Genomic DNA, 20,370 nt, shown 5'->3' with positions numbered 1-20,370 from the left:
AATGAGCAATAACCCGTTGATTCCAGAGAGTAAACTCCCGGCGCTCGGTACCACCATTTTTACCCAGATGAGCGCCCTGGCCCAGCAGCATCAGGCCATCAACCTGTCTCAGGGCTTTCCCGATTTTGACGGCCCGCGCTATCTTCAGGAGCGTCTGGCGTACCACGTGGCGCAGGGGGCGAACCAGTATGCCCCGATGACCGGCGTGCCGGCGCTGCGCGAGGCGATCGCTGACAAGACGGCGGAGCTGTATGGATATCGACCCGACGTCAACAGCGATATCACGGTCACCGCCGGGGCGACGGAGGCCCTGTACGCGGCGATCACCGCCCTGGTGCGCCGTGGGGATGAGGTGGTCTGTTTCGATCCCAGCTACGACAGCTATGCCCCCGCGGTGGCGCTGGCCGGCGGCGAATTACACCGTATTGCGCTCCAGCCGCCGCATTTTCGCGTCGACTGGCAGCAGTTTGCCGCGACGCTGAGCGACAAAACCCGGCTGGTGATCCTCAATACCCCGCACAACCCCTCGGCCACGGTCTGGCAACGCGAGGATTTTGCCGCCCTGTGGCAGGCGATAGCCGAACGTGAGATCTATGTTCTCAGCGACGAGGTCTATGAGCATATCAACTTTGCCGAAGACGGCCACGCCAGCGTGCTGGCGCATCCGCAGCTGCGCGAGCGGGCGGTGGCAGTCTCTTCGTTTGGCAAAACCTTTCATATGACCGGCTGGAAGGTTGGCTACTGCGTGGCCCCGGCGGCCATCAGCGCGGAGTTGCGTAAGGTTCATCAGTATCTGACCTTCTCGGTGAATACCCCGGCGCAGCTGGCGATCGCCGATATGCTGCGCGAGGCGCCAGAGCACTATCTCGAGCTGCCGGCGTTTTATCGTGAACGCCGCGATCTGTTTATTGAGGCGCTGCGCCCCAGCCGGCTGGAACTCCTGCCCTGTGAAGGCACCTACTTCCTGCTGGCGGACTACAGCGCCCTCTCCGATCTTGACGACGTGAGCTTCTGCCGCTGGCTGACGACAGAGGTTGGGGTGGCGGCGATCCCGCTCTCCGTCTTCTGCGCCGACCCGTTCCCGCACAAGCTGATCCGTTTGTGCTTCGCTAAACAACCGGAGACCCTGCTGGCCGCGGCGGCGCGTTTGTGCCAGCTATAGTTATTTAATGGTCCATGCCTGAGAGAACTGGCGGCCGGCGAACATTTCCGTCAGGCCGCTGATTTGCTTCAGACGCAGTACCTCATCGGCATCCATCCCCAACTCTTTGCCGATCTTTTGCGGTGTCCAGCCGAGCCGGGTCAGCTCGCGCACAATCTCCGACATGGCGTGGATTTGGTGACGTCCCCGCGCCCGGTTGTGGCGTATGGTTGCCGCCATCAGCCCATCGCGGGAGGCGGTTTCATTCGGCAGACAGGTCACCGGCAGATAGCCATGCAGGGCATTTTTCAATGACGCTTTGCTGCAGGCCAGTTCATGACGGTGAAAACCATCGACAATGGTATACGCCTGCGGACCCTGGCGGATGACCACCACCGGCTGGGTAAAGCCATCGGCTTCCAGCGAGGTCTGCAGCAGACGTTTTTCCGGCGGCGCCACGTTGTTCGGATTGTAGTCATTGGGGGCGACTTGCTCCTGTTTGACCCACAGCACGCAGTCAACCGGCTGGGAGCGGAAGGGGCTGCGCTGGTGGAGCACATGGCGAAACGCGTTGATAGCCTCGATGCGCGCTTCATCATCCAGCGTTTGCAGGAAAGCGTCCAGCGCCTGCGTTAGTTGTTGTTGCATAATATCCCCCATTGTTGACGATGTTTTTCCATACGTTTTCGGTAGCGCTGATAGTGACTGCTTTTGGTCGGACTGAACGAGAGCTGACGGCACCAGTAGTCGTTATTGAGCAGCACTTTGCAGACTCGTCGCCAGGAGGGGATATCCTTTGTGCCAATGTCCCCGGGCTGGGTGTCGGGAATATCTTCCATCCCTTTTTTCTGATACCAGCGCAGGTAGACGGCGATTTTATTGCGATAGTGCTCGGCGGTGGTTTCCGGCATGCTGTCGAGCAGGAAAAGAGCATAGCTTTTCCATGTCAAATGGTCGGGTTTGTCGATTTTTCGGTGACCGTAGAACTGATTGTCATGCCCGGCATAGACGCCGCCGCTGTGCGCGCCGCTGACCCGCTGACACATCGCGGCCCAGCGTTCCGGCTCCAGCACATGGTACAGCCACAGCCCCTGGCGCTGCTCCGGACCGAAGGGTTCGCAGATGCGCATGTAGCGCAGCGGCACCCCGGCCTGATACATCAGATCGTACAGCGGGTTATAGGGCTGGCCGCTTCTGGCAAACCAGGTCCAGATATCGGCGGTTTTCCAGTCATAGAGCGGGTAGATGTACCAGGCGTGTCCCCCCGGCGCCGAGGTGGTCCACGGTTTATCGTCAGCGAAGCGTTGTTTGCGCTGGGAAGAGATGGTCATAAAGCGATTCAGCGACTCATCAGCCCGAATGCCCACCAGCACGGCGGCGGGCCGCCGCTGGGAAAACCACTCGGCAAAATGGCTGACGAAAGCCTCAAAGCTCATTCCGGGTTGGTAGAAGGGGAAATAATCCGGGTGGGCGATCGCCCCTGGCGGCGGCTGGCGGACCCAGCGGGTTCCGGGCTCCCAGCATTGCCATTGCGGCTTATACTGCGTCAGGGCATTTTGGGTAGTGAGCGGCAGGGCGACCCAGTAAAAGGTGTCGATGACATCCTGATACAGGGCGCGCAGTTTTTCACAGTGGGCGATGGTGCAAGAGAACTGTGCTTCCCAGTCAATAAACAGTACGCTGATTTTCTTACCCTGTAACCGAGCTGCCTGCGCGGTTAAATGCAGCATAACGGTGGAGTCTTTTCCGCCAGAGAAAGAGACGCAAACGCGTGAAAAATTATCCAGAACCCATTGGATCCGCTGTTCCGTCGCCTGCAGTACCGACTCCGGTAAGGGATATTTAATAAACGACATGACCATTAATCCTTTAATACGAGATATTCCCATTTGGTCAGTATAAACGATGAGGGCCGGGAGTTTAATGGTCGTTTTTTTATTCGGACAATATGGGGTAAATAGTGGATATGTTATCCATTGTTATTAATTTGTGGTTGTGATGCTACTCTATCATCCATTAGAATGCTGATTAATTCAGATAAGAAATGATTCTGCGAAGATGAATGATGGTGGTTAATGTATATTGTGATATCCGGGAAGAGATTGTCTATATTAATGACGTGAAGCTGCATAGTGGGTGAAATAAAATCAAATAAATAGGAAGGAACGAAGCCAATTAAGTCGGTTTTACTGATCATATTAAGAATGGTCATAAACGAGTCACTGCGAAAGGCGATATTGTTCGGGTTCAGCCACGGCATGCTGCTCTGCTGAACGCGCTGAATCACGGGATCGTTGGTGATGTAGTGGGTAAAAAACTCCTGCGCCAGCGCTTCAACCGATGTGAGTTCCTCACGCCGCGGATGGTCCCTCCGGCACAACGCCAGCGTCTGCACCGTCTTATAGGGCTGACAAATAGTAGCGCGGTTGTTGATGGGCATTCGGGTGAATACCAGATCCGCCTGGCGATACGCCAGCAACTCCTCCGCCGATTCCGTGGTGGTCAGGTTATGGTGCTCAATCTGTAAATTAGCCTGATGACAGAGCTGGTTAATCATAAAATGGCTGTTTACTGAACAGAACAGCGGCGGGCCATATATCACAATACGCTTTCGCAGTTCGGTGCGTTTATTGAGATTGATTGTTTTTTCCAGTTGTTCAAGGTTTTGTTGCAGATGATAATGAAGATTGACGGAGGCGGTGGTGGGCGTCATGCCTTTCCCGACCCGAACAAATAGCGGATCATTTAATTGTTGGCGCAGACGCTGCAATGACTGACTCACCGCCGACGGGGTGATAAATAACGTCGCCGCCGCTTTGCTGATGCTTAAATGTTGATATATACACTCAAAAATAACCAATAGGTTTAAATCGAACTTTTTCAGGTCGTAAAGATTTGCCATTAATGCAGTCCTGTGTATTATCAGTGCGAATTGAAATATTCATAATAAGAATGTTGAATGGCTTAATATGCGTGGTGTGAATTTATTTTTGGCCAGTAATATTAAGCTTTGCTTAATATATCTTATTGTCGATAGCGGCGCCAGCGGTGGTTGTTGTCTGGCGCCACTCCACAATAAGATTATTTCTTTTCACCCATCATAATTTGTAGCTTCTCTTTATCCGGCAGGCCGACCACCTGCTGCAGCATATTGTCCTTATTCATATAATAAATGGCTGGCGTGACGTTGGCCCCCAGATCGTCCATCAGCTGCTGATTGACGTTGAGCATTTTCATTTTCTCGGGCGGGATAGCCTTCGGTATCGTCAGGGCCATTTTGCCGTTCGATTGCTCGTAATCGTGCCAGGTTTTCGCCGGATCTTTACTGGCGAGAATCGCTGCGGCAGTGACCGGGCTCTCCGGCTTGATCACGCCCACCAGCAGGGTGCGGATCTGCACTTTACCGGCGTCTACCCAGGGACGGGACTGCTGCCAGAACTGTTTGCAGTAAGGGCAGAAGGGATCGGCAAAGACATATAGCACGATGGGGGCGTCTTTGTTGCCATCCTGCAGCCAGTGGGCGCTGGCCATCTTCTTCCACATCTCTTGTCCCGCCGGCGTGTAGAGCTCTTTTTGAAACAACTGCTCGCTGAGGTTGTTGCCGTTCTCGTCATACATATAGCCGGAAATGGCATGTTTGCCGTCTGGCGTGAGGTAGATGGCGACGCCCATATCCTGGTATTTACCCAGCCAGCCTTTCATTCCCCCCGGCGCGTCAAAGGGTTTGATGATAGTAATGCCTTGTTTTTCAATAGCTTTTACCGGGGCGGGTAGTTCTTCCGCATAGCTGCAAAAAGGCAAAAGGCTGAGCAACAGCAGACGTTTTAACATGAGTATTCCTTGTAAAATCAGCAGGAAAGGAAGAAAGATTGCCAAACCTATTACAGTTATAGGCAGGATCAGCAGAACGACGGATTGCCCTTTCCTGGCGTGGGTGATGTAATCTTGGATGCTGTTACATTAAGGTAATGTAGAGCGCAACACATAGCCAGTCTGACTGGCGCTGAACCTACCTTCGGGTATTTCAGGTAACGGGGCCGCCTGAAAAGGTGGCCTTTTTACTTTTGTCGCGGCAAATGATGCGAAAAACAGCGAACAGCGCTGAACGCGTCGCCAGGTTCACAAAGTTGTCTTGTTCCGGTTGTTAGATAACGCTTATTGATTCGATAATGTAAACGCATTGGTCGGGTCAGGAAAAATTCGTTAACTTAGACCTCAACGAAAACACGGAGGAAGTATAGATGTCCTTAATTAACACCAAAATCAAACCGTTCAAAAATCAGGCATTCAAAAATGGTGAATTCATCGAAGTCACCGAGAAAGACACCGAAGGCCGCTGGAGCGTCTTCTTCTTCTATCCGGCTGACTTCACCTTCGTCTGCCCGACCGAACTGGGCGACGTGGCTGACCATTACGAAGAACTGCAGAAGCTGGGCGTAGACGTTTACTCTGTTTCTACCGATACCCACTTCACCCACAAAGCGTGGCACAGCAGCTCTGAAACCATCGCGAAAATCAAATACGCGATGATTGGCGACCCGACTGGCGCCCTGACCCGTAACTTCGACAACATGCGTGAAGATGAAGGTCTGGCTGACCGCGCCACCTTCGTGGTTGACCCGCAGGGTATCATCCAGGCAATCGAAGTTACCGCTGAAGGTATCGGCCGTGATGCGTCTGACCTGCTGCGTAAAATCAAAGCGGCGCAGTATGTTGCTTCCCACCCAGGCGAAGTGTGCCCGGCGAAATGGAAAGAAGGCGAAGCGACGCTGGCTCCATCTCTGGACCTGGTCGGTAAAATCTAAATTTCCGTCGCCTTTCACGCTATAGCGGCGTTGGCGTTGCCTGCTCACCCCGGTCACTTACAGGTGTAAGCTCCCGGGGATTCTCAGGCTAGCCGCCTTGCTCTGGCGCGAAATGCTTAGGAAATTGCGTAGATTATCAGGGCGCTTTGGCGCCCATTTTATTCCAACACCATGATGCAAGCGCATTCAGGCAGCCTGACAAGGCCGCTTGCATGATGATGTTTTAAGCCCAGGAGATAACAATGCTCGACACCAACATGAAAACCCAGCTCAAGGCCTATCTTGAGAAGCTGACTAAGCCTGTTGAGCTGATTGCCACGCTGGATGACAGCGCTAAATCGGCAGAAATCAGGGAACTGCTGGCTGAAATTGCTGAACTGTCAGACAAAGTCACCTTTAAAGAAGACAACACGCTGGCGGTACGCAAGCCATCGTTCCTGATTACTAACCCAGGTTCCGACCAGGGCCCACGCTTTGCGGGCTCCCCGCTGGGCCACGAGTTTACCTCGCTGGTGCTGGCGCTGCTGTGGACCGGCGGTCATCCGTCGAAAGAGGCCCAGTCTCTGCTGGAGCAGATCCGCGATATCGATGGCGACTTTGAGTTTGAAACCTACTACTCGCTCTCCTGCCATAACTGCCCGGACGTAGTCCAGGCGCTGAACCTGATGGCGGTGCTCAACCCGCGTATCAAACATACGGCGATTGACGGCGGGACGTTCCAGAATGAGATCACCGAGCGCAACGTGATGGGCGTGCCGGCGGTGTTCATGAACGGCCAGGAGTTTGGTCAGGGACGGATGACGCTGACGGAAATCGTCGCCAAAGTGGACACCGGTGCGGAAAAACGCGCAGCGGAAGAGCTGAATCAGCGTGACGCTTACGATGTGCTGATCGTCGGTTCCGGCCCGTCCGGCGCGGCGGCCGCGGTTTACTCTGCGCGTAAAGGGATTCGTACCGGCCTGATGGGCGAACGCTTCGGCGGCCAGGTGCTGGATACCGTGGATATCGAAAACTACATTTCGGTGCCGAAAACCGAAGGCCAGAAGCTGGCCGGGGCCCTGAAAGCGCACGTTAGCGACTATAACGTCGATGTGATCGACTCCCAGAGCGCGACCAAACTGACGCCGGCGGCGACAGAGGGCGGCCTGCACCAGATCGAAACTGCCTCCGGCGCGGTGCTGAAGGCGCGCAGCGTCATCATCGCCACCGGGGCGAAATGGCGCAATATGAACGTGCCTGGCGAAGATCAGTATCGCACCAAAGGCGTAACCTACTGCCCACACTGCGACGGTCCGCTGTTTAAGGGCAAACGCGTGGCGGTAATTGGCGGCGGTAACTCCGGCGTGGAAGCGGCTATCGACCTGGCGGGCGTCGTGGAGCACGTGACCCTGCTGGAATTCGCACCGGAGATGAAGGCCGACCAGGTGCTGCAGGATAAAGTCCGCAGTCTGAAGAATGTCGATATCATTCTCAATGCGCAGACTACGGAAGTGAAAGGCGACGGCAGTAAGGTCACCGGTCTGCAGTACCGTGACCGGGTGAGCGGCGATGAGCATCATGTCGCGCTGGCGGGGATTTTCGTGCAGATCGGCCTGCTGCCTAACACCACCTGGCTGGAAGGCGCGGTTGAGCGTAACCGTATGGGTGAGATCATCATCGATGCGAAGTGCGAAACCAACGTCAAAGGCGTATTCGCCGCCGGTGACTGCACTACTGTGCCGTACAAGCAGATTATTATCGCGGCAGGGGAGGGGGCGAAAGCGTCGCTGAGCGCCTTTGACTACCTGATCCGCACGAAAACCGCATAACAAGTCAGACAATAGACCTGCATAACCAAGAGGCTACCCTGGGGTAGCCTCTTTTTTTATGCTCTTTTTCCTCACCCTTACCTGACGACCATCACCGGGATATGGGCATGACGGATGACGCTCGAGGCGTTGGATCCCAACAGGTGGGTACTGATGGAGGGATTGCGTGAGCCAATCACCACCACGTCGGCGTTTATTTCACTGGCCAGTTCGTTGACCATGTCGCGCACGCTGCCGAAACGCACATGCAGCTTGATACGTGAGGGGTCAATGCTGAAATGGCTGACCATGGTCTGCAGGCGGGTTTCCGCCTCATGCTGCAGATGCTCCTCAAAACGCCGCAGGTCGGCGGTAAACCGGCTCATGGTGAAGCTCGCTGAACCGGGTAATACGTGGAGCAGATGGATCACCCCGTCCTGCTGGGCCAGAAACTCCGCGTGCCGGACGGCTTTATCGCTCAGCGCCATCTCAAAGACATCAACCGGCATAATGATAGTCTTATACATATGCAATCCTCCTTGTTCGTTTGCGTCTATATCAACATATTATATGCGGATATTGTGTCATTCAGGTCGCAAAACTGTCAGTCAGGCAGGCGCAAAGCGTAAAAAAAGGTTAGCGGGGGGCAAGACAGCAGAAAGAGGATGTGTGGACATCCTCTGAATAAAGCGCGATACGCCTCAGGCAGCGGAGATTAGCGGTGGAATTCGCCAGCGGCTTCCGGCTGGTACAGCAGCGCCAGCACTTCCAGGTGCGTCGACGCCCCGCCCGGCAGCTCCCAGTGAATGGTGCTGCCGACCTTGAGGCCGAGCAGAGCGGCGCCCACCGGCGCGAGGACCGAGAGCTGGCTGGCGCTGTCGGTCACCTGCGACGGAAACACCAGCGTCCGCACGCGCTCTTCGCCGCTGGTTAAATCGCGGAATTTAACCGTACTGTTCATGGTGACGACATCGTGCGGCATCGCTTCCGGCGCCAGCATTTGCGCGCGGTCGAGCTCGTCGTTCAGGGCATCGGCAACCGGCGAGCTGGCGAAAGCTGGCTGCTCCAGCAGCCTGTCGATACGTTCGGCATCCAGTTCGTTAATGATGATTGCGGGTCTGGTCATTGCATACTCCATGTTATCCAGGAACCTGTCCGTAAAAGAAAACCCTCGCCGAAAAAGGCAAGGGTTAAGGTTCTCCCATCATACTGAGAGTTGCCGGCAGTTTGAAGTGATGAAACGCACAATCAGCGCGCAACGCCCCCCCGGCGAACGACGTTTTCTGGTCAGCACGCGGCGTCGCGCTAGTGGCCAACCTTATCGAGGATAAACTGCGCGCCGCAGTTACCTGGGTGAGGCTGAGGCAAAAAGGCGGAAGTGGCCAGCGGGGCATTGATGGTCGCGGCGTTGAGCGAGATTTGCATCTCGGTCAAATAGGCCGGATTACCGTTACAGGTTAATTTAAACGCCTTCACGCTCTGCGGACCCCAGGCGCGGGCCACAGCGGCGTCGAAGTCGGCGCGGCTAACGGTTTGGCCATAGTGTTTGGCAAGGAAATCGCCCACCGGGCTGCGCTTAATTTCTCCATTCAGGCGCACCATGGCGCCAAAATAGCTGTCGGGATCGAAGCCGAAGCAGACGCCATGTTTGGCGTATTCGTAACGTTCGAGGCAGGAGGTGCCGCCCGCGCCCGGCATCACGCTATTCAGTTTGTTGGCCATCTCCAGCGACAACCCGGTCTCCGCCGCCTGACATTTGCGGTTCGCTTTCACCTCCGGCATGTCGGGCACCGGGCGCGTGGCGCAGCCGTAGCGCATCCAGCGTCGTTCATCCACTCCGCGCGCGGCAATGGACTTTGGCAGCCCGGGCCACAGGCCATGCACGGTCAGAAAATCGGCTTTATTCGCGGTTTCCTGCTGCAGGCGACACTCTTCCGGTTCATTGCGGTTACGGTCATACATGCTCTGACAGAATCCGGTTTGCCAGGAGAGGGCCAGGACATAGCGGTCAAAATCAGCGTATCGCGTCGCGGTGAGCGGTTCAGCGCCGGCCTGAGTGGCGGTAAGCACAAGGGCAAGCGCGGCGAATTCCTTCCTGAACATGTTTATTCCTGATTGTGGATGGCAAAAGATAACGGGGAGTTATTAAAGCATAAAAAAGGCGCCTGCTGGCGCCTTTTCACGTGGTTAGACCATTAGTGGACCGCGCTGCCGGGGACGAGGAGCTCGGTCGCGACGATCACCACCAGCAGGCCAACCATCACCGGCACCGAGGTGCGTTTGACCACTTCGAACGGGGAAATCTTCGCCATCCCGGCGACGGCCACCACCACGCCAGAGACTGGCGATATTGTGCGGCCAAGGTTTGAAGCCTGCAGCATCGGGATCGACAGATAGGCCGGATTGATGCCGGAGGAGTGCGCCAGCTTGGGGATCATCTCGACAAAGGCGTAGAACGGGGCATTGCCGGAGCCGGTGGTCATCGCCGCCAGCATGGTCAGGATCACCAGCACCAGCATCAGAATAATACTGGCCGAGCCGAAGGAGGTAGCGATGGAGATCAGACCATTGATGAAGCCGATGGTGCTTAATCCCTGAGCAAAAACGCCGGCGGCGACCAGCAGCATCACCACGCCGGCGAAGGCGTCAGCCATCCCGCGGTAGGCGACTTCCAGTCCGCTGAAGACGTTTTTGGTGTTGAACCCGCGCAGGAATTCGAGGATCGCCGCCAGCAGCATGCAGCCGACGAGGATGGTAATAATGTGCAGTTCCGGTCCCCATTTGCCATCGAAGATCAGCACGCCAATAATCGGCGTAAACGGCAGGATGGCGTACAGCGCCGGAGCGTTGGTGGTGATCTCGTTGACGTCGAGCATTTCGTGGGAAATGTTCTCTTTTTTATCCAGGTAGCGCTGCCAGAAGAAGTGGGCGATCGCCATGCAGATGATAGCGGCGATGGAGATCGGCAGCGTGGTCTTAAAGGCAAAGTCGATCAGCGGCATTTCGGCCGCTTTGGCCGCCAGCACGACGTCGCCCGAGGTGGGCGAAAGGATAATCGCCGCCGGCGAGGCGCAGATGGCCGCCGCCGCCCCGCGGCTGATACCGACGTTTACCATCACCGGGAACAGGGTCGCCATCAGCAGCACGCCGAGGCCGGTCGCGGAGGAGACGGCCAGTGACATCAGGCAGGCGACAAAGTAGGCGGCAATCATCAGCAGATAGGGCGAATTGATATAGCGCAATGGCTTTGAGGCTAATTTCACCACCATATCATTGGCGCCAATATGAGTCATATAAGTGGCAAAGCCGCACAGCATCATGATCATCATACCCAGATCGCCGCCACGGCTCATGAGGAGAATCTTAATGTATTCAATAATGTCAGTGGCGGAGTAACCGGTGCCCGCGGTATTGCCTGGTAAGACTTTATGTCCCAGCAGGGCGCTGACGATCAATAAGATTAAGCCCCCGACGAACAGCACCCCGGTGGCCGAGTAGCCTTTGATGATATAGCGGGCGACGCCCACAATGACCACGATCCCGATCAGGATCTCAATAAACGTCAGCATTTATTACCCCTAAGCCCAAAGAATATGTAGTGAAAAAGCGTCACACCAAATTTTAATGTGCGAATGTGCCGAAAAAACGGACGAAACTCGCTGATGCAAATCAATAAAGCGACAAGAACTACGCGTCCCCGTTACGCCTGGATATAATCACCAGATGGATAGTTAAGTGGTTCTGATGGTCAGCGGGAGAAAATCAGGAGTTTGCCTTATTTCGTTCAACCTGTATTGAGACTATCTTTGCTATTTTAGGTGGCTTTTAAATGAAAGTGGTAATAGAAAAGTGTTGATGTTACGTCGTTTTTCATTGTTTTCTCTTGGTTTTTTAGGATGGTTATTGGTGTCCGGAAACGCCAGCGCGTCGTTTTCATCGACCCTTAGCGAAGGTTACCATACCTTAAGTAATAACGTTGCGCAGACCTGGAACGAGCCAGAGCACTATGATCTGTACGTTCCAGCCATCACCTGGCACGCGCGCTTTGCCTACGATAAGGAAAAGACGGATAAGTATAACGAACGTCCGTGGGGGGCCGGTTTCGGCGTCTCCCGCTGGGATGAGAAAGGGAACTGGCACGGCCTGTACCTGATGGCGTTTAAAGACTCTTTCAATAAGTGGGAGCCCATTGGCGGCTACGGCTGGGAGAAAACCTGGCGCCCGCTGACGGATCAGAACTTCCGCCTCGGTCTCGGCTATACCCTTGGGGTGACGGCGCGCGATAACTGGAACTACATTCCGATTCCGGTGATCTTGCCATTAGCGTCAATAGGTTACGGTCCGGCAACGTTCCAGATGACCTACATTCCCGGCACCTACAATAACGGTAACGTTTACTTCGCCTGGGCTCGCATACAGTTTTAATTCGCTAAGTCTTAGCAATAAATGAGATAAGTGACGCGTCTTGTGGAAAAACAAGGACTAAAGCGTTACCCACTAAAAAAGATAGCGACTTTTATCACTTTTTAGCAAAGTTGCACTGGACAAAAGGTACCACAATTGGTGTACTGATACCCGACACAGCATTAGTGTCGATTTTTCATATAAAGGTAATTTTGATGTCTAAGATTAAAGGTAACGTTAAGTGGTTTAATGAGTCCAAAGGATTCGGTTTCATTACTCCGGAAGATGGCAGCAAAGATGTATTCGTACACTTCTCTGCAATCCAGTCCAACGGTTTCAAAACTCTGGCTGAAGGTCAGCGCGTAGAGTTCGAAATCACTAACGGTGCCAAAGGCCCTTCTGCTGCAAACGTAATCGCTCTGTAAGCAACGCGTCAGTAGAATATAAAAACCCGCTAAACAGCGGGTTTTTTTTTGCCTGTTGATTACGCCTTTAGCGGCTGGCGGCCTGCGAGAAGAGCCAGAAGGCGACAGCCGTCATGGCAAACGAACCCAGCAAGTTCACCGCAACGTTGAGGAGCGCCCAGCTCACTCGCCCCTGCTGCAGAAGAAACACCACTTCCGCAGAGAAGGTGGAAAAGGTGGTCAACCCGCCGCAGAAACCCGTGGTGATCAGTAGCTTCCACATCGGGTCAATGCCGGTCAGTCGATTAAACCACGCCAGCCCGGCGCCGATCACAAAGGCGCCTAACAGGTTGGCGGTCAGCGTTCCAATAGGGATAGCATGGTGCACAGGATTAAGCTTCATGCCGAGCCACCAGCGCAAAACGCTGCCGGTGCCGCCGCCAATAAAAACGGCGCAAAGAAGTTGAAACACGGTCGTTTCCTGCTATTTGATGTAAGAGAGTGTCAAGTGTAGCGCGCAACGGGCGCAATTGGCTATTCATAACCTGACGGGAGAAAAACATGCGGGTAGCGGCAGGGCAGTTTATCGTCACGCCAGTATGGCAGACGAATGCGCACACTTGTGTGGCGATGATGCAGCAGGCGGCGCGTGAAGGGGCGGCGCTGCTGGTGCTGCCGGAGGCGTTGCTGGCACGTGATGACAACGACCCGGATCTGTCGGTGAAATCGGCCCAAACGCTGGATGGGGCGTTTTTGCAGCTGCTGCAGGCCGAGAGCGCGCGTAACGGCCTGACGACGATCCTGACGCTGCATGTGCCGTCGGGGGAGGGAAGAGCAACCAACACGCTGGTGGTATTGCGTGAAGGGAAAATCATTGCCCATTATCACAAACTTCATTTATACGACGCCTTCGCAATGCAGGAGTCCCGGCGGGTGGATCCCGGCCGGCAAATTCCCCCGGTGATTGACGTGGCGGGATTTCGCGTTGGCCTGATGACCTGTTACGATCTGCGTTTTCCGGAACTGGCGCTGTCGCTGGCGCTGAACGGTGCGCAGCTGCTGGTGCTGCCCACCGCATGGGTGAAAGGGCCGCAAAAAGAGCATCACTGGGCGACGCTGCTGGCAGCGCGCGCGCTGGACACGACCTGCTACGTCGTGGCGGCAGGCGAATGCGGGACGCGTAACATCGGGCAGAGCCGCATCATCGATCCGCTGGGGACCACCGTGGCGGGCGCGGGGAGCGAGCCGCAGCTGATCTATGCCGATATTTCCGCAGACTACCTTACGCGGGTTCGCGAGCGTTTGCCGGTGCTGCAGAACCGACGGTTTGCGCCACCGCAATTATTGTGACGTTTTTTTAAACAAGGCTTGATTCACCTTGTTACAGATTGCTATTGTGTCCGCGCGCCAAATACCCGTATTGTTTATCCCAATAATTCGCTGTGCACGTCAGGACGGACACCCCAGCGCTCACTCCCGGAGGGGAGGCCTCGGGCTGAATCACGCGGCCCGCGCACAGGTGGATTACAATATGACGGATAAATACGTGTATGATGGCGTATTCGCAGCTTGTATAGAGAAGAAGGTTAGCTATGGGTGAGATTAGTATTACCAAACTGCTGGTAGTTGCAGCACTGATTATCTTAGTGTTTGGTACCAAGAAATTACGTACGCTGGGCGGCGACCTGGGTTCGGCTATCAAGGGCTTTAAAAAGGCCATGAACGAAGATGACGATAGCGCGAAGAAAACCACCGCTGAAGACGAAGTACCGGCGCAGAAGCTCTCTCATAAAGAGTAATTCTCCGGCTGCGTCCCCTGGCGGGATGCGGAAGGTTCGGCGAAGAGGCCGCGACGTTTACGTTGCGGCCTTTGTCGTTTTTATCGACGCCGCTCAGGAAAGATGCAACTAATTGTTACGGGAAGGCGAAGCGGAGAGCGCCGCTGCGCCGGGAAGTGACGCAGCGGGAGAAGCGGCAGGTTATTTAACTTCCATCCCTTTAGCCTGCAGGTCGGCATGATAGGAAGAGCGAACGAAGGGGCCGCAGGCGGCGTGGGTGAAGCCCATCGCCATGGCTTCTGCTTTCATCTCTTCAAACTCTTCCGGGCTAACGTAACGCTGCACTGGCAGGTGGTGACGGCTCGGCTGCAGATACTGGCCTAACGTCAGCATGGTGACGCCATGACGGCGCAGGTCGCGCATGACTTCGATGATCTCGTCGTTGGTTTCGCCCAAGCCCACCATCAGGCCGGATTTTGTCGGGATCTCCGGGTGCGCTTCTTTAAAACGCTCCAGCAGCTTCAGCGACCAGTTGTAATCCGCGCCCGGACGCACCTGACGATAGAGGCGCGGTACGTTTTCGAGGTTGTGGTTGAAGACGTCCGGCGGGGTCACCGTCAGAATCTCCAGGGCGCGATCCATGCGGCCGCGGAAATCCGGGACCAGCGTTTCGATTTTAATCGTCGGGTTTTTCTCGCGAATGGCGCTGATGCAGTCGGCAAAATGCTGTGCGCCGCCATCGCGCAGGTCGTCACGGTCCACCGAGGTGACCACCACGTAGCGCAGCCCCATATCGGCGATAGTTTGCGCCAGCTTCTGTGGCTCGTTCGCATCTGGCGCGACCGGGCGGCCATGCGCGACGTCGCAGAATGGGCAACGGCGGGTACAGATCGCGCCGAGGATCATAAAGGTCGCGGTACCGTGGTTGAAGCATTCTGCAAGGTTCGGGCAGGAGGCCTCTTCGCATACGGAGTGCAGGCCGTTCTTACGCATCGCTGCTTTGATTCCCTGGATACGGGACGAGTCTGCCGGAAGTTTGATTTTCATCCATTCCGGTTTTCTGAGCAGAGCTTCACGCTCAGTTGCCACGTTCTTCACCGGGATAAGGGCCATTTTATCGGCGTCGCGGTACTTAACACCGCGTTCCATCACAATGGGTTTACTCATAGCGTGCGTGTTCCAGTTGCGAGTCACGAAGGAAAGCGAATTAATTCAATGAAATGTTGCAATTATCAACTATTTTTGAATCAAGAGCAGGCAGTATACCATTGAAAAGGGGCAGAAAGCAGCCTGCCTGCCCGGCAAATTGTAAAATAGTTGTTGTTTTATCCTTTTCCCTTCCGTGCGCTACGCCTTAAACGCCTGGATCACGGTCTCAATGATCTCTTTCAGCAATGGCTCTTTCCCGCTCTGCTTATTGAAATGCAGCGCAACATCAATCTGTTCTTCCCGCAGGGAGGGAACATCCAGGGTTTGCAGCGGCCAGAGACGGGATACCATGGCGAACAGGCGCTCGGTGGTTAGCCCCAGCATATCGCTCTCGGCGATCATTGCCGCCTGGGTCAGCAGGTTGAAGGTGCTGAAACCGCAGCGGCGCTCGCCCATCTCCTCCTGCAGTCGACGATGCAGCGTAGGGTAGCGCTGGCCTTCAGGCAGCAGCAGCGCAAACTCGTATTGCGCGAGGGCGGATTCATCTTGTGGACCGTCCAGCGCAGGATGCCCAGCGCGGCAGTACATCTGCACCCGATCCTGATACAGCACGTGATGGCTTAGCGCCTGACCGCTGTGCAGATGGGTGTCGATTAACAGATCCACCTGGCGCTGGTCGAGCTGCCGCGCGGCGTCGGTAAGGGCGATGTTGTGCAGCAGGATCTGCGGAAAGGCCGGCTTCAGCGCGCTGGCCAGGCAAGGCATCAGCAGCGCCCCCATAGCTGGCGTAGTGGCGATAGTGATCACCCGCTGCTGGTCCGGGCTGCCGGTGATATCCAGCGCGCTAAGGAAAGCCTCCATACCGCGGCTGATGTACTGGTGAAGGTGGGTGGCATAGGCGGTGGGCGTCACGCCCTGGCCTTTGCGGATAAACAGCGGATCGGGGAACAGCGCCCGCAGTTTGTTAATTGACTGGCTAATGGCCGACGGCGTGATATTGAGTATCTTCGCGGCATTGACGATACCTTTGTGTACATACACGGCTTCGAAGATGGTCAACAGATTGAGGTCAATATTACGCAGGATGCGAAACATCTGACGGTCGTAACGTTCGTCCTGTCTGTCAGGAGATTCTGACGGCGGCGTATTCTCTGGCACGCGATGAGTCCGGTTGGGAATGATAGGCCAAGTATAGCGGCCCGCGGCGTTGCCGTGCGTGACAATTGATTGCAAAAATAATGTGTTACTTGTTCAGCCCCCCGCCGTCAGCGGGGCGCTGATCTGCCGCTTAACCCTGAGGCAGGTATTCGTGCGGGGGATGGTTCAACAGCGCCAGCAGATTGGCGACCAGCCGCGGAGCGACAGTCTCCGGGGTGGCTTCCGGTAGCCACTGGCGCATTTGCGTCATCTCCATACCGGCATAGCCGCAGGGGTTGATACGCAGAAACGGCGTCAGATCCATCGCGATATTGAGCGCCAGGCCGTGGAAAGAGCAGCCTTTACGGATCCGCAATCCCAGAGAGCAGATTTTGCGATCGCCGACGTAGACGCCAGGGGCATCGGCGCGGGGGTGCGACTCAATCCCATATTCGGTAAGGGTATTGACGACCGTTTGCTCCAGCAGCGTCACCAGTTCACGCACCCCCAGCTTGCGGCGCTTGAGGTTCAACAGGACGTACATTACCTGCTGTCCCGGGCCGTGATAGGTTACCTGGCCGCCGCGATCGCTTTGGATCACCGGAATATCACCGGGCACCAGCAGGTGTTCCGCTTTGCCGGCCTGACCCTGGGTGAAGACCGGGTGATGTTCTACCAGCCAGATCTCATCGAGGGTATCTTCATCACGGGCGTCGGTAAATTCATGCATCGCCTGCGAGACGGGTTCGTAAGGTTGCAGGCCAAGCTGCCGGATTAGAATTTTATTGTGCTGCAAAACAACATCTCCGCCGGGAAGAGAGAATTCAGGTCGGGGAGTATATCACAGCCGTGTGAAAGGGAATGAGAAGACCCGGCACGGCGGCCGGGTCAGGGAAAGGGTTACAGCACCATCCGAACGATATCGATATTGCCTAACTCTTCGTACAGCGTTTCCACTTGTTCAATGTGGGTGGCGTTGATGGTGATGGAGACCGAGTGATAGTTACCTTTGCTGCTCGGTTTTACTGACGGCGAGTAATCACCAGGCGCATGGCGCTGTACCACTTCCACCACCTGATCAACCAGCTCAGGCAACGCCTGCCCCATTACTTTGTAAGTAAATGGCGTAGGGAATTCAAGCAGTTCGTTAAGTTTGGTTTTCATGTCAGCTCCGGTGTTACGACAAAATAATAACTCCCACCAAGGGCGGGAGTTATCAGGTTACTTGGATGAATAGTATATGGGGATGGAAATCACACTTTCAAGCGTTCGATTTTTAACCAAACCAGTGGTGGAACATTAATTTAATGTAATCAATAATTTTACCGAAGAAATTACCTTCCGGAATTTCCTGCAGCACCACCAGCGGGCGCTGGTCAATGGTTTTACCATCCAGCTGGAAGTTAATGGTGCCGACGACCTGGTTTTTCTGCAGCGGGGCATGCAGCTCAGTGTTATTCAGCACGTAGCTGGCTTTCAGATCTTTCATCCGGCCGCGCGGGATGGTCAGGTAGACGTCTTTATCCACCCCCAGCGAAGCGCGATCGCTGTCGCCGAACCAGGCTGGTTCGGATGCAAACTCTTTGCCGGCTTTAATCGGGTTGACGGTTTCGAAGAAGCGGAAGCCCCAGGTCAGTAGTTTTTTGCTTTCCGACTCACGCCCCTTGAACGTCCGGCCGCCCATTACCGCCGAGATCAGACGCATCTGGCCTTCGGTGGCGGAAGCGACGAGGTTGTAGCCTGCTTTGTCGGTGTGGCCGGTTTTGATGCCGTCGACGTTCAGGCTGTTATCCCACAGCAGGCCATTACGGTTCAGCTGGCGGATGCCGTTGAAAGTGAACTCTTTCTCACGATAGATCGAGTATTCGTTCGGCACATCGCGGATCAGCGCCTGGCCAATCAGCGCCATGTCGCGCGCCGAGCTGTACTGGCCGTCAGCGTCGAGGCCGTGAACGGTCTGGAAATGGGTGTTTTTCAGGCCGAGGGCGTTGACGTAGTTGTTCATCAGGCTGACGAAGGCATCCTGGCTGCCGGCGACATAGTCGGCCATCGCCACGCAGGCATCGTTACCGGACTGCAGGTTGATACCGCGGATCAGCTGGGAAACCGGCACCTGCATCCCCGGTTTGAGGAACATCAGGGAAGAGCCTTTGAATACCGGGTTGCCGGTGGCCCAGGCGTCGTTGCCGACGGTGACCAGATCGGACTCTTTGAATTTGCCCGCTTTCATCGCCTGACCAATAACATAGCTGGTCATCATTTTGGTCAGACTGGCCGGGTCGCGGCGGGAGTCGGCGTTGTTTTCAGCCAGCACCTTGCCAGAATTGTAATCGATAAGGATCCAGGATTCGGCGTCAATCTGCGGGGCGCCTGGGATCATCGTTTTGATATTCAGGTCATCGGCGCGGGCAGCGGAGGAGAGCGCTGCAACGGAGAGCGCCGTGATGAGTAAACGAGCGGTGAAAGAGGTCTTCATGGTCAGAACAACGGCATCCGTGATGGAGTTAAAAAAAGTGCCTTACTATAGCAAATGCTCTGCGGGCCAGCATCCGACATTGCGCATGAGTTTGTTAATGACTTTTACATGCGCAAGGTGAACGGGCTGCCCGCGGCCTTTAGTTGGCGCGAGTAATAAAGGACTGCAGCTGCGCTTCGCTTTGCAGGCGCTGCTGAACGGCGCTGGCCTGCGCCTTGTCGGCAAATGGTCCCAGCTGAATACGCCACACCGCGCCGTTTTGCATGACCCGGCCTGGCACAGAGAACTGCTGGCTCAGACGCTGCTGATACTGCTGCGCACGCGCCTGGTCGCTCACTGCGCCCACCTGGACGACAAAGTTACCGCTGGCGCTGGAGGTGGCGGAAGAGGAAGCGGCAACGGCGCCGGCGGCTGCGGCCGCTGCGGGCGCGACGCTACCCTGGATGGAGCCGGGGGCGGTCACCGGCGCTGCTGGCGTGGCGCCGGCGGCAGGTGCGGTCGCGGTGGCGGCCGCGGGTTCGCTGCTCTCCAGCACGCCGCTGTTCAGCGGCGTCGGGGCGCCGAGGAAACCGCCGCTGTTCACCGGAGCGCCAACGCTATCTTCCGGCTTCAGCGTGCTGTTGCTGATCGGGCGAACGTCAGTGGGCGCAGGCTGGTTCATGCCAGCAGCGTCACCGCCGTCCAGATTCGGACGGGCGGGCAGAGCGTAAGTCTGTTTGGCGACGGTGGTACAAGCCATTCCCGGGCCGGAAAGCGAACCGTCAGGCGCGACGATGATGGGGTCGATACGCACTTTGGTGTTGTTCGAGGTGTTCAGGCGGTCGGCGGACGCGCGCGAGAGCGAGATAACCCGATCGTTGCCGTAGGGACCGCGATCGTTAATCCGCACGACGATCATGCGCCCGTTGGCGAGGTTGGTGATCCGCGCATAGCTCGGGATCGGCAGCGTCGGGTGCGCCGCGGTCAACTGCGTTGGGTCGAAGGTTTCACCGCTGGCGGTCAGGTTGCTGTTGGGTTCCGCGTCATAGATCGCCGCGAAACCGGCCTGAGTAAAGTTTGCCGGATCCTGGACGATTTTGTAGCGCTTACCGTCGCGCTCATAATCCTGATTCGCCGTCGCGTTCGGCGTTTCATACTGCGGATCGGCGCCGCTGATCTCAACCGTCGGGCCATTACAGACGGCCGGCTGTGGAGTACTGACCGTCTTTTGTTGCACGTCATCACTCGAACATGCCGCCAGCAGCCCCGCTGCTATGCAGATCCCCAGCCATTGCTTACGCATTGCGAAC

Annotated in this window: 22 protein-coding genes; 7 read left to right on the top strand and 15 right to left on the bottom strand. The window is 55.9% G+C overall.

Features of this window, described 5'->3' with window-relative positions; translation table 11 throughout:
• The first annotated feature begins 16 nt into the window (after positions 1 to 16).
• The gene (locus GT756_RS05235) at positions 17 to 1,162 is read left to right on the top strand and encodes a pyridoxal phosphate-dependent aminotransferase (protein ID WP_170921476.1); all 1,146 of its coding nucleotides are present in this window, start codon (positions 17 to 19) and stop codon (positions 1,160 to 1,162) included.
• Here the strand turns inward: GT756_RS05235 and GT756_RS05230 are convergent, their stop codons facing one another.
• From GT756_RS05230 to dsbG, 4 genes are all read right to left on the bottom strand, one after another.
• Positions 1,163 to 1,789: a ParB/RepB/Spo0J family partition protein gene (locus GT756_RS05230; RefSeq protein ID WP_004885834.1), complete on the bottom strand. Its 627-nt coding sequence runs from the start codon at positions 1,787 to 1,789 to the stop codon at positions 1,163 to 1,165.
• On the bottom strand, positions 1,774 to 2,997 hold the full coding sequence (locus GT756_RS05225) for a phosphoadenosine phosphosulfate reductase (protein ID WP_017899082.1): 1,224 nt from the start codon (positions 2,995 to 2,997) through the stop codon (positions 1,774 to 1,776). Before GT756_RS05225 ends, GT756_RS05230 begins: the two co-directional genes overlap by 16 nt.
• A 113-nt stretch (positions 2,998 to 3,110) precedes the next feature.
• Complete coding sequence (locus GT756_RS05220) at positions 3,111 to 4,043, bottom strand: LysR family transcriptional regulator (RefSeq protein ID WP_004885842.1); 933 nt, start codon at positions 4,041 to 4,043, stop codon at positions 3,111 to 3,113.
• A 179-nt stretch (positions 4,044 to 4,222) separates the two neighbouring features.
• Positions 4,223 to 4,972 (bottom strand): thiol:disulfide interchange protein DsbG, encoded by a 750-nt coding sequence (dsbG, locus tag GT756_RS05215; protein ID WP_004885845.1) that lies wholly within the window; start codon positions 4,970 to 4,972, stop codon positions 4,223 to 4,225.
• A 410-nt stretch (positions 4,973 to 5,382) separates the two neighbouring features.
• Here dsbG and ahpC point away from each other — a divergent pair, with 410 nt between their 5' ends.
• The gene (gene ahpC, locus GT756_RS05210) at positions 5,383 to 5,946 is read left to right on the top strand and encodes an alkyl hydroperoxide reductase subunit C (protein ID WP_002894394.1); all 564 of its coding nucleotides are present in this window, start codon (positions 5,383 to 5,385) and stop codon (positions 5,944 to 5,946) included.
• Between the two features lie 242 nt (positions 5,947 to 6,188).
• The gene (gene ahpF, locus GT756_RS05205; RefSeq protein WP_017899084.1) at positions 6,189 to 7,754 is read left to right on the top strand and encodes an alkyl hydroperoxide reductase subunit F; all 1,566 of its coding nucleotides are present in this window, start codon (positions 6,189 to 6,191) and stop codon (positions 7,752 to 7,754) included.
• Between the two features lie 77 nt (positions 7,755 to 7,831).
• On the opposite strand, the gene uspG is transcribed toward ahpF, so the two are convergent.
• The 4 genes from uspG to dcuC all read right to left on the bottom strand — a co-directional run bounded on the left by uspG (position 7,832) and on the right by dcuC (position 11,302).
• Positions 7,832 to 8,260, bottom strand: a complete 429-nt coding sequence (uspG, locus tag GT756_RS05200; protein WP_002894401.1) for a universal stress protein UspG — start codon at positions 8,258 to 8,260, stop codon at positions 7,832 to 7,834.
• A 188-nt stretch (positions 8,261 to 8,448) separates the two neighbouring features.
• The gene (gene rnk / locus GT756_RS05195) at positions 8,449 to 8,859 is read right to left on the bottom strand and encodes a nucleoside diphosphate kinase regulator (protein WP_004885849.1); all 411 of its coding nucleotides are present in this window, start codon (positions 8,857 to 8,859) and stop codon (positions 8,449 to 8,451) included.
• 179 nt (positions 8,860 to 9,038) lie between these two features.
• Positions 9,039 to 9,836, bottom strand: coding sequence for a ribonuclease I (rna, locus tag GT756_RS05190; protein WP_064794473.1), 798 nt, complete (start codon positions 9,834 to 9,836; stop codon positions 9,039 to 9,041).
• 92 nt (positions 9,837 to 9,928) lie between these two features.
• Positions 9,929 to 11,302, bottom strand: a complete 1,374-nt coding sequence (dcuC, locus tag GT756_RS05185; RefSeq protein WP_004885851.1) for an anaerobic C4-dicarboxylate transporter DcuC — start codon at positions 11,300 to 11,302, stop codon at positions 9,929 to 9,931.
• A 337-nt stretch (positions 11,303 to 11,639) separates the two neighbouring features.
• Here dcuC and pagP point away from each other — a divergent pair, with 337 nt between their 5' ends.
• Positions 11,640 to 12,158: a lipid IV(A) palmitoyltransferase PagP gene (gene pagP / locus GT756_RS05180; protein ID WP_004885852.1), complete on the top strand. Its 519-nt coding sequence runs from the start codon at positions 11,640 to 11,642 to the stop codon at positions 12,156 to 12,158.
• Positions 12,159 to 12,352: 194 nt separating this feature from the next.
• Positions 12,353 to 12,562 carry a transcription antiterminator/RNA stability regulator CspE gene (gene cspE / locus GT756_RS05175; protein WP_002439184.1) on the top strand — a complete coding sequence of 70 codons (210 nt, stop codon included), beginning with the start codon at positions 12,353 to 12,355 and terminating at the stop codon, positions 12,560 to 12,562.
• A 67-nt stretch (positions 12,563 to 12,629) separates the two neighbouring features.
• Here the strand turns inward: cspE and crcB are convergent, their stop codons facing one another.
• Positions 12,630 to 13,013, bottom strand: coding sequence for a fluoride efflux transporter CrcB (crcB, locus tag GT756_RS05170; protein ID WP_002894459.1), 384 nt, complete (start codon positions 13,011 to 13,013; stop codon positions 12,630 to 12,632).
• 89 nt (positions 13,014 to 13,102) lie between these two features.
• Here crcB and GT756_RS05165 point away from each other — a divergent pair, with 89 nt between their 5' ends.
• Positions 13,103 to 13,891: a deaminated glutathione amidase gene (locus GT756_RS05165; RefSeq protein WP_064190108.1), complete on the top strand. Its 789-nt coding sequence runs from the start codon at positions 13,103 to 13,105 to the stop codon at positions 13,889 to 13,891.
• Positions 13,892 to 14,133: 242 nt separating this feature from the next.
• Positions 14,134 to 14,340 (top strand): twin-arginine translocase subunit TatE, encoded by a 207-nt coding sequence (tatE, locus tag GT756_RS05160; protein ID WP_004885862.1) that lies wholly within the window; start codon positions 14,134 to 14,136, stop codon positions 14,338 to 14,340.
• Positions 14,341 to 14,520: 180 nt separating this feature from the next.
• Here the strand turns inward: tatE and lipA are convergent, their stop codons facing one another.
• From lipA to rlpA, 6 genes are all read right to left on the bottom strand, one after another.
• A complete protein-coding gene (gene lipA / locus GT756_RS05155) occupies positions 14,521 to 15,486 on the bottom strand; it encodes a lipoyl synthase (RefSeq protein ID WP_004885864.1) in 966 nt (321 codons plus the stop codon).
• Between the two features lie 180 nt (positions 15,487 to 15,666).
• Entirely contained in the window at positions 15,667 to 16,626 is a 960-nt protein-coding gene (locus GT756_RS05150) for a YbeF family transcriptional regulator (RefSeq protein WP_017899088.1), read from the bottom strand.
• Between the two features lie 130 nt (positions 16,627 to 16,756).
• Positions 16,757 to 17,401 (bottom strand): lipoyl(octanoyl) transferase LipB, encoded by a 645-nt coding sequence (gene lipB, locus GT756_RS05145; protein ID WP_004885871.1) that lies wholly within the window; start codon positions 17,399 to 17,401, stop codon positions 16,757 to 16,759.
• A 104-nt stretch (positions 17,402 to 17,505) separates the two neighbouring features.
• A complete protein-coding gene (gene ybeD, locus GT756_RS05140; protein ID WP_002894474.1) occupies positions 17,506 to 17,769 on the bottom strand; it encodes a DUF493 family protein YbeD in 264 nt (87 codons plus the stop codon).
• A gap of 112 nt (positions 17,770 to 17,881) precedes the next feature.
• Positions 17,882 to 19,081, bottom strand: a complete 1,200-nt coding sequence (gene dacA, locus GT756_RS05135) for a D-alanyl-D-alanine carboxypeptidase DacA (protein WP_002894539.1) — start codon at positions 19,079 to 19,081, stop codon at positions 17,882 to 17,884.
• A gap of 139 nt (positions 19,082 to 19,220) precedes the next feature.
• Positions 19,221 to 20,363 carry an endolytic peptidoglycan transglycosylase RlpA gene (gene rlpA, locus GT756_RS05130; protein WP_004885873.1) on the bottom strand — a complete coding sequence of 381 codons (1,143 nt, stop codon included), beginning with the start codon at positions 20,361 to 20,363 and terminating at the stop codon, positions 19,221 to 19,223.
• Positions 20,364 to 20,370 lie beyond the last annotated feature (7 nt).

Source organism: Klebsiella sp. Q2 (assembly GCF_009900705.1).
In the GTDB taxonomy this organism is placed as follows: Bacteria; Pseudomonadota; Gammaproteobacteria; order Enterobacterales; family Enterobacteriaceae; genus Klebsiella; species Klebsiella quasipneumoniae.
Note: the sequence above shows the minus strand (reverse complement) of the source record. Positions and strands in the feature narration are given on the sequence as shown.

What these genes read in the sequence shown, in the direction of transcription:
- GT756_RS05230 (WP_004885834.1), bottom strand. Translation starts at nt 1,789, where the DNA reads ATGCAACAACAACTAACGCAGGCGCTGGACGCTTTCCTGCAAACGCTG.
- GT756_RS05225 (WP_017899082.1), bottom strand. Translation starts at nt 2,997, where the DNA reads ATGTCGTTTATTAAATATCCCTTACCGGAGTCGGTACTGCAGGCGACG.
- GT756_RS05220 (WP_004885842.1), bottom strand. Translation starts at nt 4,043, where the DNA reads ATGGCAAATCTTTACGACCTGAAAAAGTTCGATTTAAACCTATTGGTT.
- dsbG (WP_004885845.1), bottom strand. Translation starts at nt 4,972, where the DNA reads ATGTTAAAACGTCTGCTGTTGCTCAGCCTTTTGCCTTTTTGCAGCTAT.
- ahpC (WP_002894394.1), top strand. Translation starts at nt 5,383, where the DNA reads ATGTCCTTAATTAACACCAAAATCAAACCGTTCAAAAATCAGGCATTC.
- ahpF (WP_017899084.1), top strand. Translation starts at nt 6,189, where the DNA reads ATGCTCGACACCAACATGAAAACCCAGCTCAAGGCCTATCTTGAGAAG.
- uspG (WP_002894401.1), bottom strand. Translation starts at nt 8,260, where the DNA reads ATGTATAAGACTATCATTATGCCGGTTGATGTCTTTGAGATGGCGCTG.
- rnk (WP_004885849.1), bottom strand. Translation starts at nt 8,859, where the DNA reads ATGACCAGACCCGCAATCATCATTAACGAACTGGATGCCGAACGTATC.
- rna (WP_064794473.1), bottom strand. Translation starts at nt 9,836, where the DNA reads ATGTTCAGGAAGGAATTCGCCGCGCTTGCCCTTGTGCTTACCGCCACT.
- dcuC (WP_004885851.1), bottom strand. Translation starts at nt 11,302, where the DNA reads ATGCTGACGTTTATTGAGATCCTGATCGGGATCGTGGTCATTGTGGGC.
- cspE (WP_002439184.1), top strand. Translation starts at nt 12,353, where the DNA reads ATGTCTAAGATTAAAGGTAACGTTAAGTGGTTTAATGAGTCCAAAGGA.
- GT756_RS05165 (WP_064190108.1), top strand. Translation starts at nt 13,103, where the DNA reads ATGCGGGTAGCGGCAGGGCAGTTTATCGTCACGCCAGTATGGCAGACG.
- tatE (WP_004885862.1), top strand. Translation starts at nt 14,134, where the DNA reads ATGGGTGAGATTAGTATTACCAAACTGCTGGTAGTTGCAGCACTGATT.
- lipA (WP_004885864.1), bottom strand. Translation starts at nt 15,486, where the DNA reads ATGAGTAAACCCATTGTGATGGAACGCGGTGTTAAGTACCGCGACGCC.
- ybeD (WP_002894474.1), bottom strand. Translation starts at nt 17,769, where the DNA reads ATGAAAACCAAACTTAACGAACTGCTTGAATTCCCTACGCCATTTACT.
- dacA (WP_002894539.1), bottom strand. Translation starts at nt 19,081, where the DNA reads ATGAAGACCTCTTTCACCGCTCGTTTACTCATCACGGCGCTCTCCGTT.
- rlpA (WP_004885873.1), bottom strand. Translation starts at nt 20,363, where the DNA reads ATGCGTAAGCAATGGCTGGGGATCTGCATAGCAGCGGGGCTGCTGGCG.